Below are 19,106 nucleotides of genomic sequence, written 5' to 3' on the forward strand. Positions count from 1 at the left end.
GAGAGCCCCCGACAAGGTATGAGGAGGCCCGACTCGGACCGTGCTTCCTCACGTCGCACCACACCGCGTTCCAGCCACGGTGGGCAGTCGTTTAGCGAACGCTATATTGCCGGCGTTCCCGCCCGTATCATGCGCCCCCGTTTGATATTCATGGCCTGCTTGTTTACCTTGGTATGCTTTGGCCTGCTGATGGTGTACTCGGCGTCTTCGGTCGAGGCGCTGCACGAGAATGGCTCGGCGACGTTTTTTCTGGGTCGACAGGCCGCGTTTGCCGTGGTCGGTGTTCTGGCGCTGATTGCCATCGTGCGCGTTTTGCCGGACAGCTGGTTTGGGGAGGATGTGCTCAGGATCTTCCTTATCGGCATGATAGGGCTACTGCTTCTGGTGTTCTTGGTGGGCAGCGGCAGCCGTGGCGCCACGCGCTGGCTCAACATCGCCGGTATTCAGTTCCAGCCTTCCGAGTTTTTAAAGCCATTTGCCATTGCGTATTCGGCCATCATGCTTGATCGCTTCTTTTCGCCCGGTGGCAACATCAACGAATTCCTTCGCAAGATGGGCATCTACCTGGGCATTTCGCTCTTTCTGATCTTTATCCAGCCCGATTTCGGTACTGTCCTGATCATCCTGTTGACCCTCATGTGCATGGCGTTGTTTGCGGGTCTCGACCCCAGATTTATCATCGGCGTGCTAATCTTCGGCATTCTCGTGATCGTGATTGCGCTTGTCGCAGAGCCGTACCGTATGGTGCGTATTCAGGTTGCCTTGAACCCTTGGGCCGACGAGTATGGTGACGGCTATCAGGCCACGCTTGCAATCATGGCCTTTGCCTCGGGCGGTCTGTTCGGCCGCGGCATTGGCAACTCAACCATGAAGTACTCGTATCTGCCCGAAGCGCACAACGACTACATCTTGGCCATCATTGGCGAGGAAGTCGGTTTTGTCGGAACCGTGCTGTTCTTCTTGGTGTTTGCGATGCTGATCTACTCGGCGTTTCGCATTGCCGAGCAGGCGACCGATCGTCGGGGCGCGCTTATGGCGTCTGGCTCCGCGGTCATTCTCGCGGTGCAGTTTTTGATTAATGCGCTGGGCATCCTCAACGTGTTTCCCATGACGGGCAAACCGCTGCCGTTTATTAGCTACGGCGGTTCGTCGATTATTGTGTCGCTCATGCTTGCCGGGTTGATCTTGCGCGTTTCGTACGAGAGCGCCCGCCGCGATGAGTATGACCGCCGCCGTGAGAGCTTTGCCGTTATGGATGAGAGTACCGCCGGCGTGCCCCACGTGCGCGGCGAGCGATCTTCGCGTAACGGTTTTACCGTCCTGGATGGCTCTGCGACCGAGCCGGCAGCTCGTCCACGCTCGCGAACGGCTCCGCAAGGTCGTCCGCAGCGCCCCAGCCCTCGCAACGCGGGCGGCGGATATAATCGAATCGATTTGAACTCGGACCCGTCGGCGCGTCTGCGTACCGACGACCAGGGACCGCGTGTACGAAGGGACTACCATGACCGATAAAATGACCGTTGCTATTGCAGCCGGCGGCACGGCAGGACACATCAACCCCGCGCTCGCCTTGGCCGAAGAACTGCGTGACCGTGGCCACCACGTTGTGTTCGTGGGCCAGTCGCGCAAGCTCGAGGGTCGTCTGGTCCCCGAGGCTGGGTTTGATTTTGTGCCCATTACGGTCACGGGCTTCGACCGCTCCCGTCCTTGGACGGCGCTGACCTCGCTGTGGCGTGTCAACAAGGCCAAACGTGCGCTCGCCAATCATTTCTCAAAGGTCGGCAAGCCCGATGCCGCCATCGGTTTTGGTGCCTATGTCGAGGTTCCGCTGCTGGGGTGGTGCAAGGGCGCGGGCGTTCCGTATCTGCTGCATGAGCAGAACTCTGTTCCGGGCCTGGCCAACAAGATGATGAACTCCCACGCCGCCCGCGTGTGCATCTCGGTGCCGGCAGCGCGTTCGGTCTTTGAGCGCGAAGGTGACCCTGACCACGTGCTCATGACCGGTAACCCCGTACGTCGCTCGGTGATCGAGGGCAATCGCGCTCGCGGCCGCAAGGCACTTGGTGTTCCCGAGGACGCTACGCTGCTGCTCGTCTTTGGCGGTTCACTTGGCGCCCAGCACCTCAACGAGCGCGTGGTTTCGCTCAAAAACGAGCTGCTTTCGCGCAAGAATCTCTATGTGTTGCATTCGACGGGTGCCGACGGCTTTGAGGAGACCGAGCGCGCTTTGGCGCTGACGCCCGAGGAGGCGAAGCGTTACCGCGTCCAGACATACATCGACAACATGGGCGATATGCTGGCTGCTGCCGATTTGGTGCTCTCGCGTTCGGGCGCATCGAGCGTGGCCGAGATCGCTGCGCTCGCCGTGCCTTCGGTGCTCGTGCCGTACCCGCATGCGACAGCCGACCACCAAACCACCAATGCCCGTTATCTGGTCGACGCCGGGGCCGGCGTGCTCTGCGCCGATGCCGATATCGACGGTTCTGCCTTTGCCGATGAGCTGCTGCACCTGGTCGATGACGCGGCGGCACGCGACGCCATGCGTCAGGCGGCGCGTGGTCTGGCTCAGGATAGGGCCGCCGCTCTTCTGGCGGATGCGGTAGAGGGTTTGCGTTAGTTAGACGGGATATCGTCGGTCGCCCTCGCGCTGATGCGGTAGGTGCGGTACAGTTAACAGGTTACAGGCAGTGTTTACGCAAGGAGTACACGAGCACATGGCTGATTCCCAGACTGCAACCTCCGCGCCCGGGTTTAAGAGCGCCCACTTTATCGGTATCGGCGGCGCCGGCATGAGCGGCATCGCCCTCGTTCTGCACGAGCGTGGTTATGCCGTTACCGGCTCCGACCTTAAGACGTCACGTTATATCCGCCAGCTTACCCGCGCTGGTGTGAAGGTGCATGTGGGCCATGAGGCCGCCACGATCGACGAGGTCAAGCCCGACGTGGTTGTTGTCTCCACCGCTATTCCGGAGTCCAACCCTGAACTCGTGCGCGCTCGCGAGCTTGGTATTCCCGTGTGGCCCCGTGCCAAGATGCTCTCTGCTTTGGGCCACGGCTACACCACCGTCGCTGTTGCCGGCACGCATGGCAAGACCACCACGTCTTCGATGTGCGCCACCATGCTCGACCGCATGGGCCTGGATCCGAGCTTCTTGATCGGCGGCATCGTCGAGGGCTATGACACGAACGGCAAGAACGGCTCGGGCGACTACTTTGTCGCCGAGGCCGACGAGTCCGACAGCTCCTTCCTGTTCCTGAACCCCAACGTGGTCATTGTGACCAACGTCGAGGCCGACCACCTCGATCACTACTCGGGTATCGAGGAGATCGAGGCAACTTTCGCCAAATTCATGAGCTTGGTGGGTGAGGACGGCACCGTCATCGTCTGCGGTGAGGACCCGCATCTGGTCGAGCTCGCCAAGTCGACGGGCCGTCACGTGCTTTCCTACGGCTTTGCCGAGAGCAACGACATCGTCTGCATGCACCCGGATGTCAAGGGCATCCAGAGCGACTTTATCGTTCGCTTTGAGGACGGCACTGAGCACGCTGTGGAGATCAAGAGCAATCCCGGTCGCCACAACATGCTCAACGCCACGGCGGTGCTCACCGTCGCCCATGTCCTGGGCCTTGACATCGACGCCGCCGCCAAGGCGCTCTCGAGCTTTGAGGGCGTCCGCCGTCGCTTTACCCACGTGGGCGATATCGATGGCATCACTGTGGTCGATGATTACGGCCATCACCCCACCGAGATCAAGGCGACGCTTGCTGCTGCTTCGTCGCTGGGCTACAAGCACGTCGACGTCGTGTTCCAGCCGCACCGCTATTCGCGCCTGCAGGCCCTGTGCGACGACTTTGCCGATGCATTTGCCAATGCCGATAAACTGCTGCTGATTGATGTGTTCTCGGCTGGCGAGATGCCCATTCCGGGTGTCACCTCTAAGATGCTCGCCGATACCGTGCGCGCCAAGCATCCTGGCAAGGAGGTCGTGTACTGCTCCAGCCGTCTTGAGCTCAATCAGGAGCTCGAGCAGATGGTGGGCGAGGGCGATCTGCTGCTCACTATGGGTGCCGGTGACGTTACGACCGTCGGCCCCGAGTTCATTGAGTATCTGACTGCCAAGAAAGACGCTTAAGTCTAATGGGTCTGTTTAACGCCGTCATGGCGCTCTCGGGCATGATCGACACGGATGTGATCGAGGACGAGCGCCTTGCGCGTCATACGAGCTATCGTATCGGCGGCAAGGCCGACCTCTTTGTGACGTGCCATAGCTATCATGCCCTCCGCCGCGCCGTGGCGGTGCTCGATCGCGAGCAGGTGCCGTGGGTCATCATCGGTAAGGGCTCCAATCTGCTGGTTGCTGATGGCGGTTATCGCGGTGCCGTCATTTCGCTCGGACGTGAGTTTCAGCGCACGGTTGTTGCCGATGACGGTTGTACGCTGACGGTCGGTGCGGGCGTGATGTTTGCGCGCCTGGTCAACGATGCCCTGTCGCGTAGCCTCTCGGGCCTTGAGTTTGCCGTCGGCATCCCTGGTTCGGTCGGCGGTGCGATATCTATGAATGCCGGCACACGGACCGAGTGGATTGGCTCGCTGGTTGAGGATGTCGTAACGTTTGACCCGGCATCCGGTATCAAGCATTATGCGGGGTCCGAGATCACTTGGGGCTACCGCGAATGTAGCCTTCCCCGCAATGAGATCATCCTCGAGTGCGTGCTCAAGCTTAAACCGGCGCCCAAGGCCGACATTCGCGAGCGCATGGAACGGTACCTGACGAGGCGCAAGCGTACGCAGCCCATGGGTCGCGCATCCTGCGGGTCGGTCTTTCGCAACCCGCCCGATGCGAGTGTGGGCAAGCTTATCGAGGATTGTGGATTAAAGGGTTTTTCGATTGGCGGCGCGGAAGTTTCGCCCGTTCACGCTAATTTTATCGTTAATAACGGAACTGCCTCGGCCGATGACGTTGCCGCGGTTATCAGACATGTGCACGGAAAGGTGAGGGAGGCGTATGGCATCGAGCTCAGACCGGAAGTTAAATTCCTCGGCTTCTAGAGCATCGAAACCCACCTTCCGCCGCGCCGGAGGGCGTTCCGGCGCGCCTGCCAAACCTCAACGCAATACCGTCGCGCACTCTAAGTCTGTCGGGCATGCTCGACAGACCAGTCGTCCGGTTGTCGGCTCGCAGCTTGGTAATCGTCCGGCCGCAAAAAAGTCCTCGCGTCCCTCGGTGACGTCAAAGCCTGTTATGGGCGCCAAGCCTGCCCGTCCTATGGCAACTCCTAAGCCCTCGACAGGAACTAAGGCGGCGCGTCCGAGTCGCACGCTGGGCGCATCGAAACCGCGCTCGCTGACATCGGTGCCGGCTACCGCCAAGAAGCCTTCGGGTAAAAAAGGCGTCAACCCGTTGTCTTCACTTAGGGCGATGGCAAATAAAACATCAGACGCCGCTTCTGTCGTTACAGGCAAAGGCAAAATCGTGGGCGGCGTTTTGGCCGTCTTGGCCGTGCTCGTCGTCGTTGCTATCGTGGTGATTAACTCTGGATTGTTTACCGCCACTGATATTCAGATTCAAGGAAGCGAGCATGTGACGAAGCACGATGCTATCCAGCTGATCGATTTGCCCGAGGGAACGTCGCTTTTTAACGTCGATCCCGACCAGATTACCGAGGACCTCAAGCAGAACCCGTGGGTCTCGGGCGTGGATGTCCAGCGTCAGTTCCCACATACGCTCATCATTACGCCGATGGAGCGCAAGGTCATTGCAATTGCCTATATCAGCTCCGATGACCTTGCCTGGGCCATCGGGGATGATGACACCTGGATCGCCCCGCTGTCGACGTCGGTCGAAGTGGATGACCAGGGCAACGTCATCACGACGGGGCAGGGCTCAAATACCCTGACCGGCATTGATGCCGCGCTGGCGCTCGCTAAGCACTATGGCGCGGTGTTGTTGACTGATGTCTCGGCGGATGTCGCTCCGGTTTCCGGCCAAGCGGTGAGCTCCAAGGCCGTTAAGGCTGGCTTGGATTATGTGCGTGGTTTTTCGAGCGATTTCTTGGGACAAGTCAAGGATATTTCCACGCCTTCGGTCGAAGCCATCTCGGCAAACCTCAATAACGGCATTGAGGTGTCGCTGGGCGATTCGAACGATATCGTCAAGAAGGAGCGCGTAGTCACCAAGCTGCTTTCGCAGGTAGAGGGCGTAACGTATATCAATGTGCGCTCTCCGGGTAACTATACATTTAGGAACGCTCCGACCTCGTAGCGCTGGTTGATGCTTTGTTGAGGGGCCATACCACGCCGTTTATCTGGTTTGTTTGGTTTTCACGGTCAATTATTTGACTGATACGTTCATAATGTGCAAACATAATACGGTTTACCTTTGCATTTACTTTCAACCTGAAGGTTAATGTGCGCAGGGGTCGACCCATGCTATGGCTATAACCTTTGTTCGGAGGACCGACATGCACGAGACAGAGATCAACAACTACCTTGCCGTCATTAAGGTGGTCGGCGTCGGCGGCGGTGGTACCAACGCGGTCAATCGAATGATCGAAGAGGGCATCCGCGGCGTCGAGTTTGTTGCCATCAACACCGATGCTCAGGCACTCGCGATCTCTGATGCCGATATCAAGGTGCACATCGGCACCGACCTTACCCGCGGCCTGGGCGCCGGCGCCAACCCCGAGGTTGGCCGCAAGGCTGCCGATGAGTCCCGCGACGACATTGCCGAGGCGCTCGCTGGCGCCGACATGGTGTTCATCACCTGCGGCGAGGGCGGTGGCACCGGTACCGGCGCTGCTCCCATCGTTGCCGATATCGCGATGAACGAGGTCGGTGCGCTGACCGTCGCCGTCGTGACCAAGCCCTTCACCTTCGAGGGCCGCAAGCGCAAGAAGAGCGCCGAGGAGGGCATTAAGACCCTCTCCGATTGCGTTGACACCATGATTGTCATCCCTAACGATAAGCTGCTCGACATCGCCGAGAAGAAGACCACCATGCTCGAGGCCTTCGCGATTGCCGATGGCGTCCTTTCCCAGGGCACCCAGGGCATCACCGACCTCATCACCGTCCCCGGTATCATCAACCTGGACTTCGCCGATGTTAAGACCATCATGAAGCAGGCCGGTACCGCCATGATGGGTATCGGTACCTCTTCTGGGGATACCCGTGCCGTCGACGCTGCCCAGCAGGCCATCTCCAGCCCGCTGCTCGAGAGCTCCATCGATGGCGCCACGCGCGTGCTGCTCTCCATCGCCGGTTCCAAGGACCTGGGCATCCAGGAGATCAGCGACGCCGCCGACGTTGTTGCCAACGCCGTCGACCCCGAGGCCAACATCATCTTCGGTACCGTTGTCGACGAGTCCCTGGGCGATCAGGTGCGTATCACCGTCATCGCTACGGGCTTCTCCGACTCCAACGTCAACCGTCAGGACGAGCTCTTTGCTGCTCAGCAGTCTCAGAGCAAGGCCGCTGCCTCCGCTGAGCCGCAGCGCACCGCTCCGGCCACCAGCCCGGCTCAGGCCGCTCCGACCCGCAACGTCGGTGGCACCGAGCTTCCTAACTTCGGCAACGATCAGTTCGAGCTTCCCGACTTCCTGAAGCGCGGTAGCTTCTAAGTCGTTCTTTGCATTGTTGTGCACAGGGGCGTGTCCGTATGGACGCGCCCTTTTATTTCGACTTTGTAAACTAGAACCTCCAATCTCTTTACGTTCCCTTTACGATTGCCTCCAGCGCAGCAGGTATCCTTTTAGAGAAGTATGACAGCCGTATAAACGCGGGCTGTAGCGGCGATGCCGCGGTACTTGTGTTATTAGGAGGCTTTAGTATGGCAGCACGTGCGGACAAAGTTTCGCGTGTCGACCATGATGGAGTTACGTTGGTGGAGGGCGCGACATCCGATGTTCGCTTTGCCTTCACCGAGCGTGCCGGTGGCGTTTCCGAAGATGCGTACTCCTCACTCAACTTGGGCTCGCATGTTGGCGATGACCCCTTTGCTGTTCAAGAAAATCGTCGTCGTGCGCTCGAGGCTATGGGTGCCGCCGAGTGCGAGCACAACCTGCTCGTTCCCAATCAGGTCCATGGTGATCATATCGTTGCGGTGACCTCGAACGGCGCCGATGACCTTGAGGACGTTCGCGAGCAGATTGCCGAGGGCTGTGATGCCATCGTCTGCACGGCGCATAACGTGCCCGTGCTGCTCTGCTTTGCCGACTGCGTTCCCGTGGTGCTGGTGGCCCCCGGCGGATTTGCCGTGGTGCACTCCGGTTGGAAGGGCACGATTGCACGTATTTCCGCCAAGGCGTGCCAGGCGCTTTGCGATGCTGCCGGTTGCGATGCGAGCGACGTTTCCGCCTATATCGGCCCCCATATCTTGGGTGACGAATATGAGGTATCCCAGGAACTCATGGATCGCTTTGCCGCCGAGTTCTCTTGCATCGATGCGAATACCTCTCGCATGCTCGATCTTTCCGCTGCCATTCGCGAGGCGCTGGTAGATGTCGGTGTCGACGCGGATAATATCGTGGATACCCAGCTTTCGACCGTGCGTCAGAACGACCGCTTTTATTCCTACCGTAACGAGGGCGGCACCTGTGGGCGCCATGCTGCGATCGGCGTGATGCTATGAGAAAGATCGTATCGGTCCTGAGCGCCGCTGTGCTTACGCTTACGCTGTGCGCCTGTTCTTCGGGATCTTCTACCTCTTCCATTACCGTGGCCGGCTCCACGACCTGCCTTCCTATCGCCGAGATTGCGGCCGAGGGCTTTAAGGAGGAGACCGGCATCGACGTGCTCGTTTCCGGTTTGGGTTCTTCCGCTGGGATCGAGGCCGTCAGCGCCGGAACGGCCGATATCGCCAGCTCCTCCCGTGGGCTCAATGCCGACGAACAGGATCTGGGCCTGACCCCCATCGTAATTGCCCACGACGGTATCGCGGTCATCGTGAACGACGATAACCCGGTCGATAACCTCTCGACCGAGCAGCTCCGCGATATCTACGCCGGCAAGATTACCAATTGGAAAGAGGTCGGTGGCGAGGACCTGAGGATTCAGGTCATCAACCGAGACGAGGCGTCCGGTACGCGCGAGGCCTTCCGTACCATCGTGATGGATGGCACGCCGTTCGATCGCCGCTCGGCTGTTCTTTCGGGTACGGGCCAGGTGCGCGACGTGGTATCTCGTTCGCGTGGGGCCATCGGCTACATTTCGCTGGGCTTCGTCGATAGCCTCAACGCCAAGACCTCGGTCAAGGCCGTCTCGGTCAATCATGTTGAGGCGTCCGAGAAGACGGTCGCGAGTGGCGGCTATCCCATCTCGCGCGACCTTTACTTCTTTGTGAAGGGTGCGCCTTCGCAGCAGGCGCAGGATTACATCGACTATGTGACGTCCGAAAAGATGGACAAGCAGATTCGCGAGGCGGGCTTTATTCCCGTCACCAACGACGAGAAGGGGAGTGAGTAGCATGGAAGCACAGGAAAACTCCCAGACTGAGCAGAATGTTCAGACGCCCAAGAAGCGCGAGCTGGCGCTCGTATCGCGCAGTACCTATATCAAGGAGAAGGCGCTGCAGTGGATCTTCTTTGCCTGCGCGTTCTTGGCGGTCGTTACCGTCATCCTGATTTTTGTCTTTACCACGTACTCGGCGCTGCCCGTCTTTACCGACATCGGTCTGGCGGACTTCTTTAGCTTTACGTGGGCGCCTTCCGAGGGCCACTACGGCATCTTGTCGCTGCTTGCCGGCTCGGGTCTGGTGACCGTCGGTGCGCTCGCCATGGGCGTGCCGCTGGGCGTGGGTACGGCCGTTTACCTGGTCGAGATTGCCAGCAAGCGCGTGCGCAAGCTCATCAGCCCTGCCGTCGACCTGCTGGCCGGCATCCCTTCTGTCATCTACGGCTTTTTCGGCATGATCATCATCCGCCCGTTTATCGCACAACTGACCGGCGGCCTTGGTTTTGGTGCGCTGACGGCGTGGTTTGTGCTCGCCATCATGATCGTCCCTACCATCACCACGCTCACCATCGATGCTCTCAATTCCATTCCCATGGGCATTCGCGAGGCATCGTATGCCATGGGCGCCACCAAGTGGCAGACCATCTATAAGGTCGTGCTACCTGCCGCGAAGCTGGGTATCGTTGATGCCATCGTGCTGGGTATGGGCCGTGCCATCGGCGAGACCATGGCCGTGCTCATGGTCGTAGGTAACGCCCCGGTTATTCCCGACAGCATTGCGAGCCCCATCTCGACGCTCACGAGCCAGATTGCGCTCGACATGAGCTATTCCTCGGGTCTGCACCGCTCGGCGCTGTTCGGCATGGGTGTGGTCCTGTTTATCATCTCCGCCACGCTGGTGGGCATCGTCCGTCTGATTTCCAAGAAGAAGAGGGGGTAGGCTATGTCCGATTCCGTTGACACGACGGTCGATACGACCTCGTCGCGCGAGCGCATCAAGCGTGCCCTTTCCCACGGCAAGAAGGGCCGCATCAACAAGGACCTGTCCAACAAGATCATGCTTGGCGTGTTTCGTGCCGCTGCCTACATCACCACGCTGGTGCTGGTCGCTATCATCGCCTACGTGGTCATCAACGGCCTGCCACACATCTCGCTCGACTTTATCTTCGGTTGGCCCCAGGGCGTCAACGCCGAGGGCGGCATTTGGCCCACGATCGTCTCGACCGTCTACGTGACGGCGCTCGCCATGCTTATCTGCACGCCGATCGCTGTGCTGGCAGCCGTCTATCTGGCCGAGTACGCCAAGCAGGGCAAGGTCGTCGATCTCATTCGCTACGCTGCTGACGCTTTGGCCTCGGTGCCCTCCATCGTTATGGGCCTGTTTGGCTACGCCTTGTTTGTCGAGGCCATGGGCCTGGGCCTTTCGATGGTCTCGGCCGCTCTGGCGCTCGCGCTCTTGATGCTTCCCATCGTCATGCGCACCACCGAAGAAGCCATTCGCGCCGTTCCGCGCTATATCCGTTGGGGCGCGTACGGCCTGGGCGCCACCAAGTGGCAGGTCGTCTCCAAGATCGTGCTTCCTTCGGCCTTTGGCCGCATTGCCACGGGCATCGTCCTTGCCATCGGCCGTGCCATCGGCGAGACCGCCGTGGTGCTCTACACCATGGGCCAGGCCATCAATCTACCTATTTCGCCGCTCGATTCCGGTCGTCCCATGACCGTTCACCTGTACCTGCTTGCCAACGACGGTATCAACATGAACGCAGCCTACGGCACCGCGCTCTTGCTGATGGTGATCATTTTGGCCTTCAACCTGTTTGCGCGCTTCCTGTCGCGCAAGCGCCGCTAGTTAAGGAGTCCCATGTCCGTTTATCAGTCCGCTCCCACGCTGGAGCAAGCGGCCATCACGGCCAAGGATTTCAACTTTTGGTACGGTGGCTTTCATGCGCTGACAGGGCTTGACCTCAACATCGCCAAAAACGCCATCACCTCCTTCATTGGCCCTTCGGGCTGCGGCAAGTCGACGTTTTTGCGCTGCATCAACCGCATGAATGACCTGATCGAGGGCACGCGCGTCGAGGGCACCATGACGCTCGACGGCAACGATATCTATGCCGAGGGTGTCGACCCGGTCGATCTCCGTCGTCGCGTGGGTATGATCTTTCAGCAGCCCAACCCGTTTCCTAAATCCATCTACGAGAATGTCGCCTTTGGCCCTCGTCTGCAGGGCGTGACTAGCAAAAGTGACCTCGATGACATCGTGGAAGAATCGCTCAAGCGCGCCAACCTCTGGAAAGAGGTATCCAATCAGCTCAACAAGGATGGTTTGGCGCTCTCGGGCGGTCAGCAGCAGCGTCTGTGCATCGCGCGCGTGCTCGCGGTGCAACCCGATGTCCTCCTGATGGACGAGCCCTGCTCCGCCATCGACCCCACGTCCGTCTCTAAGGTCGAGGATCTGATGGCCGAGCTGGCGCCCGAGATGACGATCATCATCGTCACGCATTCAATGCAGCAGGCAGCTCGTATTAGCGACTACACCGCATTCTTCTTGCAGGAAGTTGCCGGCGAGCCCGCCACGCTCATCGAGTATGGTCAAACCGACGCGATCTTCACCAGTCCGGTGGACTCGCGGACGGAAGACTATATCACCGGCCGCTTTGGCTGATCGGTGCGACTAGTCCCAAGCTGATCGGACCTGGTCCGGTGTATATTCACTGTGCGGGCGGCATGACCGCACCCAACTGATTGGAGTGAACCATGCGCAAACTGTTTTCCCGTCAGCTCGTCGAGGCCCGTCACGAGATGCTGAGCATCTATGAGGCCGTCGATCTGGCCCTCCACGATGCCGTTAAGGCCTATGTGACCGACGACCGCAAGCTCGCCACCAAGACCAAGAAGCGCACGCTTTCGATTGACGCGCGCTGCGCTAACCTGGAGGCCGTGTGCTACAACCTGATCGCCACGCAGTCACCGGTCGCCTCCGACTTCCGCTTGCTGCAGACGATTATCTACGTCGACTTTAACCTGCAGCGCATGACCGATAAGGTTCGCCAGATCTGCCGCGCCACGCGTCATATGATCAAGGCCGACATCTCGCTGCCCCAGGAGCTCGTCGGTACGGTCGAGGCCGAGGCTGAGGCCGTCTACCAGGTGCTGGGCTCTTCGCTTTCTGCGCTCGTCACTAACGACATGTCCATCATCTGCAGCCTGGCCGTCGAGGACGAGCCGGTGCATGCGGCGTACGAGAAGTTCTTCCGCACCTTTAACCGCATGGACACGGGCGATTTTATGGACGACGACAGCAACTATGACGACCTGCGCCGCGCCATCATGGTTTCGCGCTACCTCGATCGCATCGCCTCGATTTCCATCGATGCCGCCTGCCGTCTGACCTTCCTGTTGACTGGTCAGCGCATGAATGCCGGCGATATCGCCCGCACTGATGAGGATGAGCTCGAGAGCATGCGCGTGCCTTCGGGCGAGGGTGTTATCATGAGGCCCGCCGTCGACGCTCGCTACGTTGCCAAGGTGCCCGCTAACGAGGTCAGCGAGGGTCTTCGCTACCTGCTCGATCATCTTGAGGATGAGGACGATGGCGAGGACGACGAGGAGTAAGTAACCCCGTTCGTCGAAAGATTGTAAATACCTAAGTGAGCGCGGCCTTGCACATGCGGGGCCGCGCTCTTGCGTTAGCATGGGACTACTTGTTTGGCTGTCAGCGGAGGCGATTAGCAATGGATAACTATTTGGACTTGATGCGCGCTCGCCGCGAGCAGATTCTGGAACGTTTTTATGCGGCGCTCGATCGCGCAGGCCGTCCCCACGACGCCGCGCGCCTCATTGCCGTGTCCAAGACCGTTGGTGTCGATGAGACCGTTGCCGCCATCCAGGCGGGGTATCGCCATTTTGCCGAGAATCGCCCGCAGGAGCTGGTTCGCAAGCTCACGGGTCTGGCGGAGCATCCGGAGCTGCCCGAGGTTCGCTTCGATATGATCGGCAACCTGCAGACCAATAAGATCAATGCGGTGCTGGGCTCAGCCGAGCTGATTCACTCGGTGGGTTCGCTGCATCTGGCGCAGGCGATCTCGAGCCGTGCTGTCCGCAAGATTGAGGCAGGCGAGCTCGCCGGCCCCCAGCGTGTGCTCATTGAGGTCAATGTGAGTGGTGAGGAGTCGAAGGGAGGCTTTTCGCCCGATGAGATTCGCGCCGCCGCGGATGAGCTTGCGGAACTTGAGGGAATTTGCGTACAGGGGCTTATGACTATGGCGCCCCGGGGGAATAAGGATGTGGCACGCCGCACCTTTGCGGGGCTTCGTGAGCTGAGGGATGAGCTGGAGGCGGCGCATCCCGATTTGAACCTGCCCGAGCTTTCCTGCGGTATGAGCGAAGACTTTGAGCCTGCCCTTGAGGAGGGCTCTACGCTCGTTCGCCTGGGCAGGGTAGTATTTAGCCCGGAGTTTGCAGTAAAATAAGGCTCTGAAGTGCGCACTGATTATCGGGGCGCCTGCACTAAACCGCGAGAGGACACAACCATGGGCTTCCTTGACGAGATTAAAAATAAGATGCACCTGGGCGGCCAACAGGGTTACGACCAGGGTTATGGCCAGGACGACGACTACGGCTACGATGACGGCTATGACGATAGTTATCAGGGCAACGGCTACAGCGGTGCTTCGGGCGAGGGCTTCTACACCCAAGACGAGCCGAGCAACGGCCTGCTTGGTCAGACGCGCCGCGGTGAAGCTGAGTCGGTTGCCGTGTATACGCGCTCCGGTCAGCTGGTCGGCGATGACTCCCGCCATGCCACGACGTATAACCCGCCTTCGCGCTCGCAGGACAGTGTTGCGAGCGGTTATCGTCCTGGTGCCTATGACACGCCGTCGAGCTACGCCGAGAACACCCGCGCCCGTGCCGCCGCTGCACCCGCGCCTGCACCGAGCGATGCCTCGGCCTATGCGAGCAATATCATCAACTCCACGCCGCAGCTGCCGGCCTATGTTCTGCGCCCCGAGAGCTATGACGACGTGGAGACCGTGGTGCGCCGCGTTCGCACCAAGCAGCCTGTCGCACTGATTTTTGTGGGCGTACGCACCGAAGTGGCCAAGCGCGTCTTGGACTTCTCTTACGGCTTTGCCTGCGGTCTGGGTGCCACGGTCAAGGAGGTGGGCGACCGCGTGTTCATGGTGCTGCCCGCCGGCTGCGAGGTCAAAGATTCCGATCTCAAGAAGCTTCGTGCCGACGGCTACCTTAAGTAAAGACAAGACGAGGAGATTCCCATCAACATCTACACTATCGTCCAGCTGGTCAACACGCTGTTCAATTTCTATTCCACGCTCATTGTCGTCTACTGCTTTATGACGTGGATTCCCATGAAGCAGGGTGGTTTGCTTCAGGATATTGCCGCGGTGCTTGATAGCGTGTGCGGTCCGTGGCTTAACCTGTTCCGTCGTTTCATTCCGCCGATGGGCGGTATCGATTTTTCGCCGGTCGTTGCGATTATTGCGTTGCAGTTGGTGCAGAGGCTGGTTCTGCAGCTTCTTATAGGTATACTCGTGTAGAACTGACTTGGTAACTTACGTCGGGCGTGTAGCGCCGAGGCGATGAAAAAGGAGACTTGTTATGGCTATTACCCCTGCAGACATCCAGGCTCAGACTTTCTCTGAGGCCAAGCGTGGTTACGATCCTGCTGAGGTCGACGTCTTCTTGGAGACGCTGTCCTCCGAGGTTGACGCTATGCTCGCTAAGATCGTCGACCTTAAGGGTCGTCTGACTGCTACCGAGCAGCAGCTTGCCGATGCGCAGGCTCAGCTTGCCCAGGCTCAGGATGCCACCGCCCAGGCCGTTCCTGCCGCCCCCGTGGCTGCTCCCGCCCCTGACTTCTCCGCTCAGGAGCGCCAGATTTCCGCTGCCCTGATCGCTGCCCAGCAGACCGCTGAGACCATCGTCAACGATGCCAACGAGAACGCTGAGCGTATCCGCAACGAGGCTGACGCCAAGGCCCGCGAGGTTATCCGCCAGGCTCTGACCGAGAAGCAGGCCGAGCTCGAGGAGATCGATCGTCTCAAGGCTTCCCGTGAGGAGTTCAAGGCCGAGTACCTCAAGCTCATCCAGCACTTCATGGACGATGCCCAGAATTCCTTCCCGGCCGATCTGATGGCCTCCACGCCGGTCGGTTCTGCCGCTTCTCCTGCGGTGACTGTTCCCGCCGAGCCGCTGCCCGTCGCTGACCCGGTTGTCCCCGTGGCCGACCCCTTCGCCCCGATCGACAACTTTGCTGCCGACGACCTGGACTAACATTCGGCCTACAATTTAGTGCCTAGAAAGGACCCGCAGCTTGCGGGTCCTTTTTTATGACTGTGCAGGGGCGCGCAACATAAAAAACCGAGCCCTGCACATTGTGGCGCAGAACTCGGCGAATGGGTGAGCGGTAAAAGGTAGGTTTTAGGGCATGTGCCAAAAAACTACTTGAGGAGGAAGTTGGGGAGGGGAATGGTACGGGCCTCGCGATGCTCGGGGTCGGCGATGTGGTCGGCAGGATAGCCACAGACAAGCATGTGATAGGGATAAACGCCCTTGGGCAGATTGAACTGCTCCTGTGCCACCTCAGGCTTAAAATGGCATACCCAGCACGTTCCCAGGCCCTGCTCGGTGGCCTCCATCATCATCTGATCGCAGACGATCGAAGTATCGATGGCACTCGAGTTCATCTGATCATACGGGCGCACCCAAGCATCATCGGTAACGCTGCAAATAAGGAAGACAAGCGGAGCCCCAAAGATAGACCCATCACGAGCAAACCGAGGCTGACAAGCAGCTGCCTTCTCCAGAAGCTCAGGCGTATCCAACACCATCACACGGGTTGGATGGTTATTACAAGCAGAAGGAGCAATACGCCCAGCCTCAACAATGGCATCCACCACAGCCTGCTCCACAGCCCGATCTTCAAACTCACGACAAGAATACCGACCCCGAGCCAGATCCAAATAAGACATACAAGCCCTCCAACAATTAAAAATCAAACAAACCCAAAGTAACCCAAACAGTACCCAAAGCAGCAATCAGTCAAACGCTCATCGAGGGCCAAAGTGTCCGAACGGATACCAAAGGTCCCTTCAGCCAAGCCCCCATTGCACTATAACTATCAGCCAAAGTTCCCAATGGGGGTACATAAGGGAGCGGGCCCGACCACTAATAACCTTTTGAACGACTCTGCTTGCAGCCGGAGTGAAAAAGGTTATTAGTGGCCGGGCCCGCGACCGGTGGGAGATGTACCCCCAATTAACTGTTCTTCATGACAATCGAATCCACGACATCGGCCACATTCTCGCAGCAGTCGGCGCAGTACTCCAGGAAGGCGTACACGTCACGCCAAGCGATGACCTCGAGCGGGTCCTTGCCGTTAACGTGCAGGTTGCGCATGGCGTTGATGTAGAGCTCGTCGGCCTCGGACTCGATGGTGTTGATCTGGATGACGAGCTCGCGCAGGGTCTTGGACTTGCGGTAGTTGGGCAGCTCGACCATCAGGTCCTTCATGGCGCGGCAGGCGTCGGTCACCTTGTGGGCGATGACGATGGCATCGGGGTGGATGCTCTGGATGTTGGTGAAGTAGACGCGCTGCACGACGCCCTCGATACGATCGAGCACGGTGTCGAGCGAGCAGCTCATCAGGTCTAGATCCTCGCGCTCAAGCGGGGTGATAAAGGCGGTGAGCAGGGCGTCTTCGAGCTCGTGGTGCTTCTTGTCTGCCGCATGCTCAATCGCATGCATCTTATCGAGCATGTCGTGGATCTGCGCAGGGTCAAAGTTCTCAAAAATCTTGGTGAGCAGCTCTGCGGCCTGGACGGCTAGGTCGGCGCAGGCGACGTAGTTGTCAAAGTAGAACGAATCGGGTTTCTTTGCCATGGGTGGTCCTTTCGAGGTGAAGATGGGCGGGCGAGGTAATGCAGTCCGGATGGACGTTCGGTTTGACTAGAGGAACATCATGAACAGCTTGGCCATGACAAAGCTGATGAGTCCGCAGGCGGGGAAGGTGAAGAACCAGGTGAACATCATGTCCTTGACGACACCGAAGTTGATGGCCGAAAGGCGCTTGACGGCACCGACGCCCATGATGGCGCAGGTCTTGATGTGGGTGGAGGACACGGGGATGCCGGTAAGGGTGGCAAGCAGCAGGTTTGCGGCGCCCGCCAGGTCGGCGGAGAAGCCCTGGTACTTTTCGAGCTTGACCATGCTCTGGCCGACGGACTTGATGATACGCTCGCCGCCCACGCTGGTGCCGATACCCATAGTGGCCGAGCACAGCAGCATAATCCAGATGGGGATGCCTGCATCGCCGACGCTCGTCTGGCCGCTGGCAAAGGCCACGCCTAAAAAGAGCACGCCGATGAACTTCTGTCCATCCTGCGCGCCGTGCATAAAGCTCATGGCCGCAGCGCTCGCGATCTGAGCGTATTTAAAGAAGACATTGGCACGTCGCCTGTTGGCGGCGGCGAAAAGAATCGAGACGAGCTTGCACAGGACCCAGCCCATGACAAAGCCCAGGCCGATGGAGAGCGCCAGGCCGTAGATGACCTTCATCCACTCGTGGACGTTGACGCTGCTCGCGCCGCCGAGGGCGATAGCGGCACCGGTCAGGCCGGCGATAAGGCTGTGGCTTTGCGAGGTGGGGATACCAAAACGCGACGCTGTGGCGCCGTAGACGACGATGGAGAACAGCGCCGCGCAGAGGCACGCGAGCGCCATGGTGCTGTTTCCGCCAAAGTCGACGATATGCGAGATGGTATTGGCGACGCTCGCGTTAAAGTGCGTCATGATGAGCACACCGAGGAAGTTGAATGCGGCGCTCATGAGAATGGCGGCGCGGGCGGGCATGCAACGCGTAGTGACGCAGGTCGCGATGGCGTTGGGCGCGTCGGTCCATCCATTGACGAAGATGGCGCCCAACGCGAGGATCACGGTGACGGCAAGGACTGGGTTCGACACAATTTGGCCGAGGAAGGTTGAGAACGTTACGTCCATATATGGGCTTTCTCGAAGTTTGCAGACACGTTACAAAAACATGATAAATCGTATCACCTCCTGTGGGTTTCTTTACCGAGTTCTGATGGGAGAAGTGAACTTTTTGGCACTAAAATTGAATATTAGCCCTGTTGACCGCGGGTGTTCTTTTTGCTAACACGCCATGCGGACACGTGCGATTACTACGACACTCCAAAACCACAGTCTGTTCGCTTTACAACATGCAAACATGCGTTCGATAATAGGAGGCATGGAATATCGACAGACAGATGGCAAAACTCGGCGCGTGCACAAGCAGTATGTGGACGTCGTGGCTCGCATCCTCGCGGGCGGACAGGTCGTGCCGGTCACCGTCTGCTGGGTCGACGGTCGTTGCTTTACGATTGACGAGATTGTCTCGACCACTGGGTTTGGCCTGACGGTTCACGGCATCCGTACGGCAACCTATAAGGTGCGTTTTGGCGGGCACGCGACCGAGTTGTATCTGGAGGACCAGACGCGCGAACGACCAGATGGTTCGCAGGCCCATCTGATGCGTTGGTGGGTGTGGGCATTCGACCGTACGCTCGAGGGCGAGCGCCGTGGGTAAGGACGTACGGCATTCGGGTACAATGACAGGAATCTTGTCACCTGCTGCGCC

The 19,106-nt window shown here is 59.2% G+C and carries 20 protein-coding genes; 17 read left to right on the forward strand and 3 right to left on the reverse strand.

Going from position 1 to position 19,106, the window contains the following annotated elements:
• Positions 1-18 precede the first annotated feature (18 nt).
• From ftsW to PMX21_RS00825, 16 genes are all read left to right on the forward strand, one after another.
• Positions 19-1,512 (forward strand): putative lipid II flippase FtsW, encoded by a 1,494-nt coding sequence (gene ftsW, locus PMX21_RS00750; protein WP_195544188.1) that lies wholly within the window; start codon positions 19-21, stop codon positions 1,510-1,512.
• Positions 1,502-2,617 (forward strand): undecaprenyldiphospho-muramoylpentapeptide beta-N-acetylglucosaminyltransferase, encoded by a 1,116-nt coding sequence (gene murG / locus PMX21_RS00755; RefSeq protein WP_055286073.1) that lies wholly within the window; start codon positions 1,502-1,504, stop codon positions 2,615-2,617. The genes ftsW and murG overlap by 11 nt, the downstream gene beginning before the upstream one ends.
• 97 nt (positions 2,618-2,714) lie before the next feature.
• A complete protein-coding gene (murC, locus tag PMX21_RS00760; protein ID WP_271757184.1) occupies positions 2,715-4,133 on the forward strand; it encodes a UDP-N-acetylmuramate--L-alanine ligase in 1,419 nt (472 codons plus the stop codon).
• Positions 4,134-4,138: 5 nt separating this feature from the next.
• Positions 4,139-5,050, forward strand: coding sequence for a UDP-N-acetylmuramate dehydrogenase (murB, locus tag PMX21_RS00765; protein ID WP_006234257.1), 912 nt, complete (start codon positions 4,139-4,141; stop codon positions 5,048-5,050).
• Positions 5,051-5,474: 424 nt separating this feature from the next.
• A complete protein-coding gene (locus tag PMX21_RS00770) occupies positions 5,475-6,263 on the forward strand; it encodes a cell division protein FtsQ/DivIB (protein ID WP_271757187.1) in 789 nt (262 codons plus the stop codon).
• A 199-nt stretch (positions 6,264-6,462) separates the two neighbouring features.
• Entirely contained in the window at positions 6,463-7,617 is a 1,155-nt protein-coding gene (gene ftsZ, locus PMX21_RS00775; protein ID WP_022094491.1) for a cell division protein FtsZ, read from the forward strand.
• A gap of 209 nt (positions 7,618-7,826) precedes the next feature.
• Positions 7,827-8,627, forward strand: a complete 801-nt coding sequence (locus PMX21_RS00780) for a purine nucleoside phosphorylase YfiH/LACC1 family protein (protein WP_271757190.1) — start codon at positions 7,827-7,829, stop codon at positions 8,625-8,627.
• Entirely contained in the window at positions 8,624-9,460 is an 837-nt protein-coding gene (locus tag PMX21_RS00785; RefSeq protein ID WP_055251678.1) for a phosphate ABC transporter substrate-binding protein, read from the forward strand. The genes PMX21_RS00780 and PMX21_RS00785 overlap by 4 nt, the downstream gene beginning before the upstream one ends.
• 1 nt (position 9,461) lies before the next feature.
• A complete protein-coding gene (gene pstC / locus PMX21_RS00790; RefSeq protein ID WP_271757193.1) occupies positions 9,462-10,388 on the forward strand; it encodes a phosphate ABC transporter permease subunit PstC in 927 nt (308 codons plus the stop codon).
• Positions 10,389-10,391: 3 nt separating this feature from the next.
• Entirely contained in the window at positions 10,392-11,297 is a 906-nt protein-coding gene (pstA, locus tag PMX21_RS00795; RefSeq protein ID WP_055309816.1) for a phosphate ABC transporter permease PstA, read from the forward strand.
• 12 nt (positions 11,298-11,309) lie between these two features.
• Positions 11,310-12,113 (forward strand): phosphate ABC transporter ATP-binding protein PstB, encoded by an 804-nt coding sequence (pstB, locus tag PMX21_RS00800; protein ID WP_271757197.1) that lies wholly within the window; start codon positions 11,310-11,312, stop codon positions 12,111-12,113.
• A 92-nt stretch (positions 12,114-12,205) separates the two neighbouring features.
• Positions 12,206-13,063 carry a phosphate signaling complex PhoU family protein gene (locus tag PMX21_RS00805; protein ID WP_148332195.1) on the forward strand — a complete coding sequence of 286 codons (858 nt, stop codon included), beginning with the start codon at positions 12,206-12,208 and terminating at the stop codon, positions 13,061-13,063.
• Positions 13,064-13,182: 119 nt separating this feature from the next.
• Positions 13,183-13,920 carry a YggS family pyridoxal phosphate-dependent enzyme gene (locus PMX21_RS00810; protein WP_271757202.1) on the forward strand — a complete coding sequence of 246 codons (738 nt, stop codon included), beginning with the start codon at positions 13,183-13,185 and terminating at the stop codon, positions 13,918-13,920.
• A gap of 60 nt (positions 13,921-13,980) precedes the next feature.
• Entirely contained in the window at positions 13,981-14,703 is a 723-nt protein-coding gene (locus PMX21_RS00815) for a cell division protein SepF (RefSeq protein ID WP_271757204.1), read from the forward strand.
• 57 nt (positions 14,704-14,760) lie between these two features.
• Positions 14,761-15,006, forward strand: coding sequence for a YggT family protein (locus PMX21_RS00820; protein WP_227790178.1), 246 nt, complete (start codon positions 14,761-14,763; stop codon positions 15,004-15,006).
• A gap of 61 nt (positions 15,007-15,067) precedes the next feature.
• Complete coding sequence (locus PMX21_RS00825) at positions 15,068-15,742, forward strand: DivIVA domain-containing protein (protein ID WP_006234242.1); 675 nt, start codon at positions 15,068-15,070, stop codon at positions 15,740-15,742.
• A 167-nt stretch (positions 15,743-15,909) separates the two neighbouring features.
• Here the strand turns inward: PMX21_RS00825 and PMX21_RS00830 are convergent, their stop codons facing one another.
• The 3 genes from PMX21_RS00830 to PMX21_RS00840 all read right to left on the reverse strand — a co-directional run bounded on the left by PMX21_RS00830 (position 15,910) and on the right by PMX21_RS00840 (position 18,466).
• Positions 15,910-16,440 carry a nitroreductase family protein gene (locus PMX21_RS00830; RefSeq protein ID WP_271757208.1) on the reverse strand — a complete coding sequence of 177 codons (531 nt, stop codon included), beginning with the start codon at positions 16,438-16,440 and terminating at the stop codon, positions 15,910-15,912.
• A 286-nt stretch (positions 16,441-16,726) separates the two neighbouring features.
• Entirely contained in the window at positions 16,727-17,350 is a 624-nt protein-coding gene (locus PMX21_RS00835) for a DUF47 domain-containing protein (RefSeq protein ID WP_055309822.1), read from the reverse strand.
• Between the two features lie 66 nt (positions 17,351-17,416).
• Positions 17,417-18,466, reverse strand: coding sequence for an inorganic phosphate transporter (locus tag PMX21_RS00840; protein WP_006234237.1), 1,050 nt, complete (start codon positions 18,464-18,466; stop codon positions 17,417-17,419).
• A 250-nt stretch (positions 18,467-18,716) separates the two neighbouring features.
• Here PMX21_RS00840 and PMX21_RS00845 point away from each other — a divergent pair, with 250 nt between their 5' ends.
• Positions 18,717-19,055: a hypothetical protein gene (locus PMX21_RS00845; protein WP_006234236.1), complete on the forward strand. Its 339-nt coding sequence runs from the start codon at positions 18,717-18,719 to the stop codon at positions 19,053-19,055.
• The last annotated feature ends 51 nt before the right edge of the window (positions 19,056-19,106 follow it).

Origin of the sequence: Collinsella aerofaciens, from assembly GCF_028209885.1 — a bacterium.
In the GTDB taxonomy this organism is placed as follows: Bacteria; Actinomycetota; Coriobacteriia; order Coriobacteriales; family Coriobacteriaceae; genus Collinsella; species Collinsella aerofaciens_BA.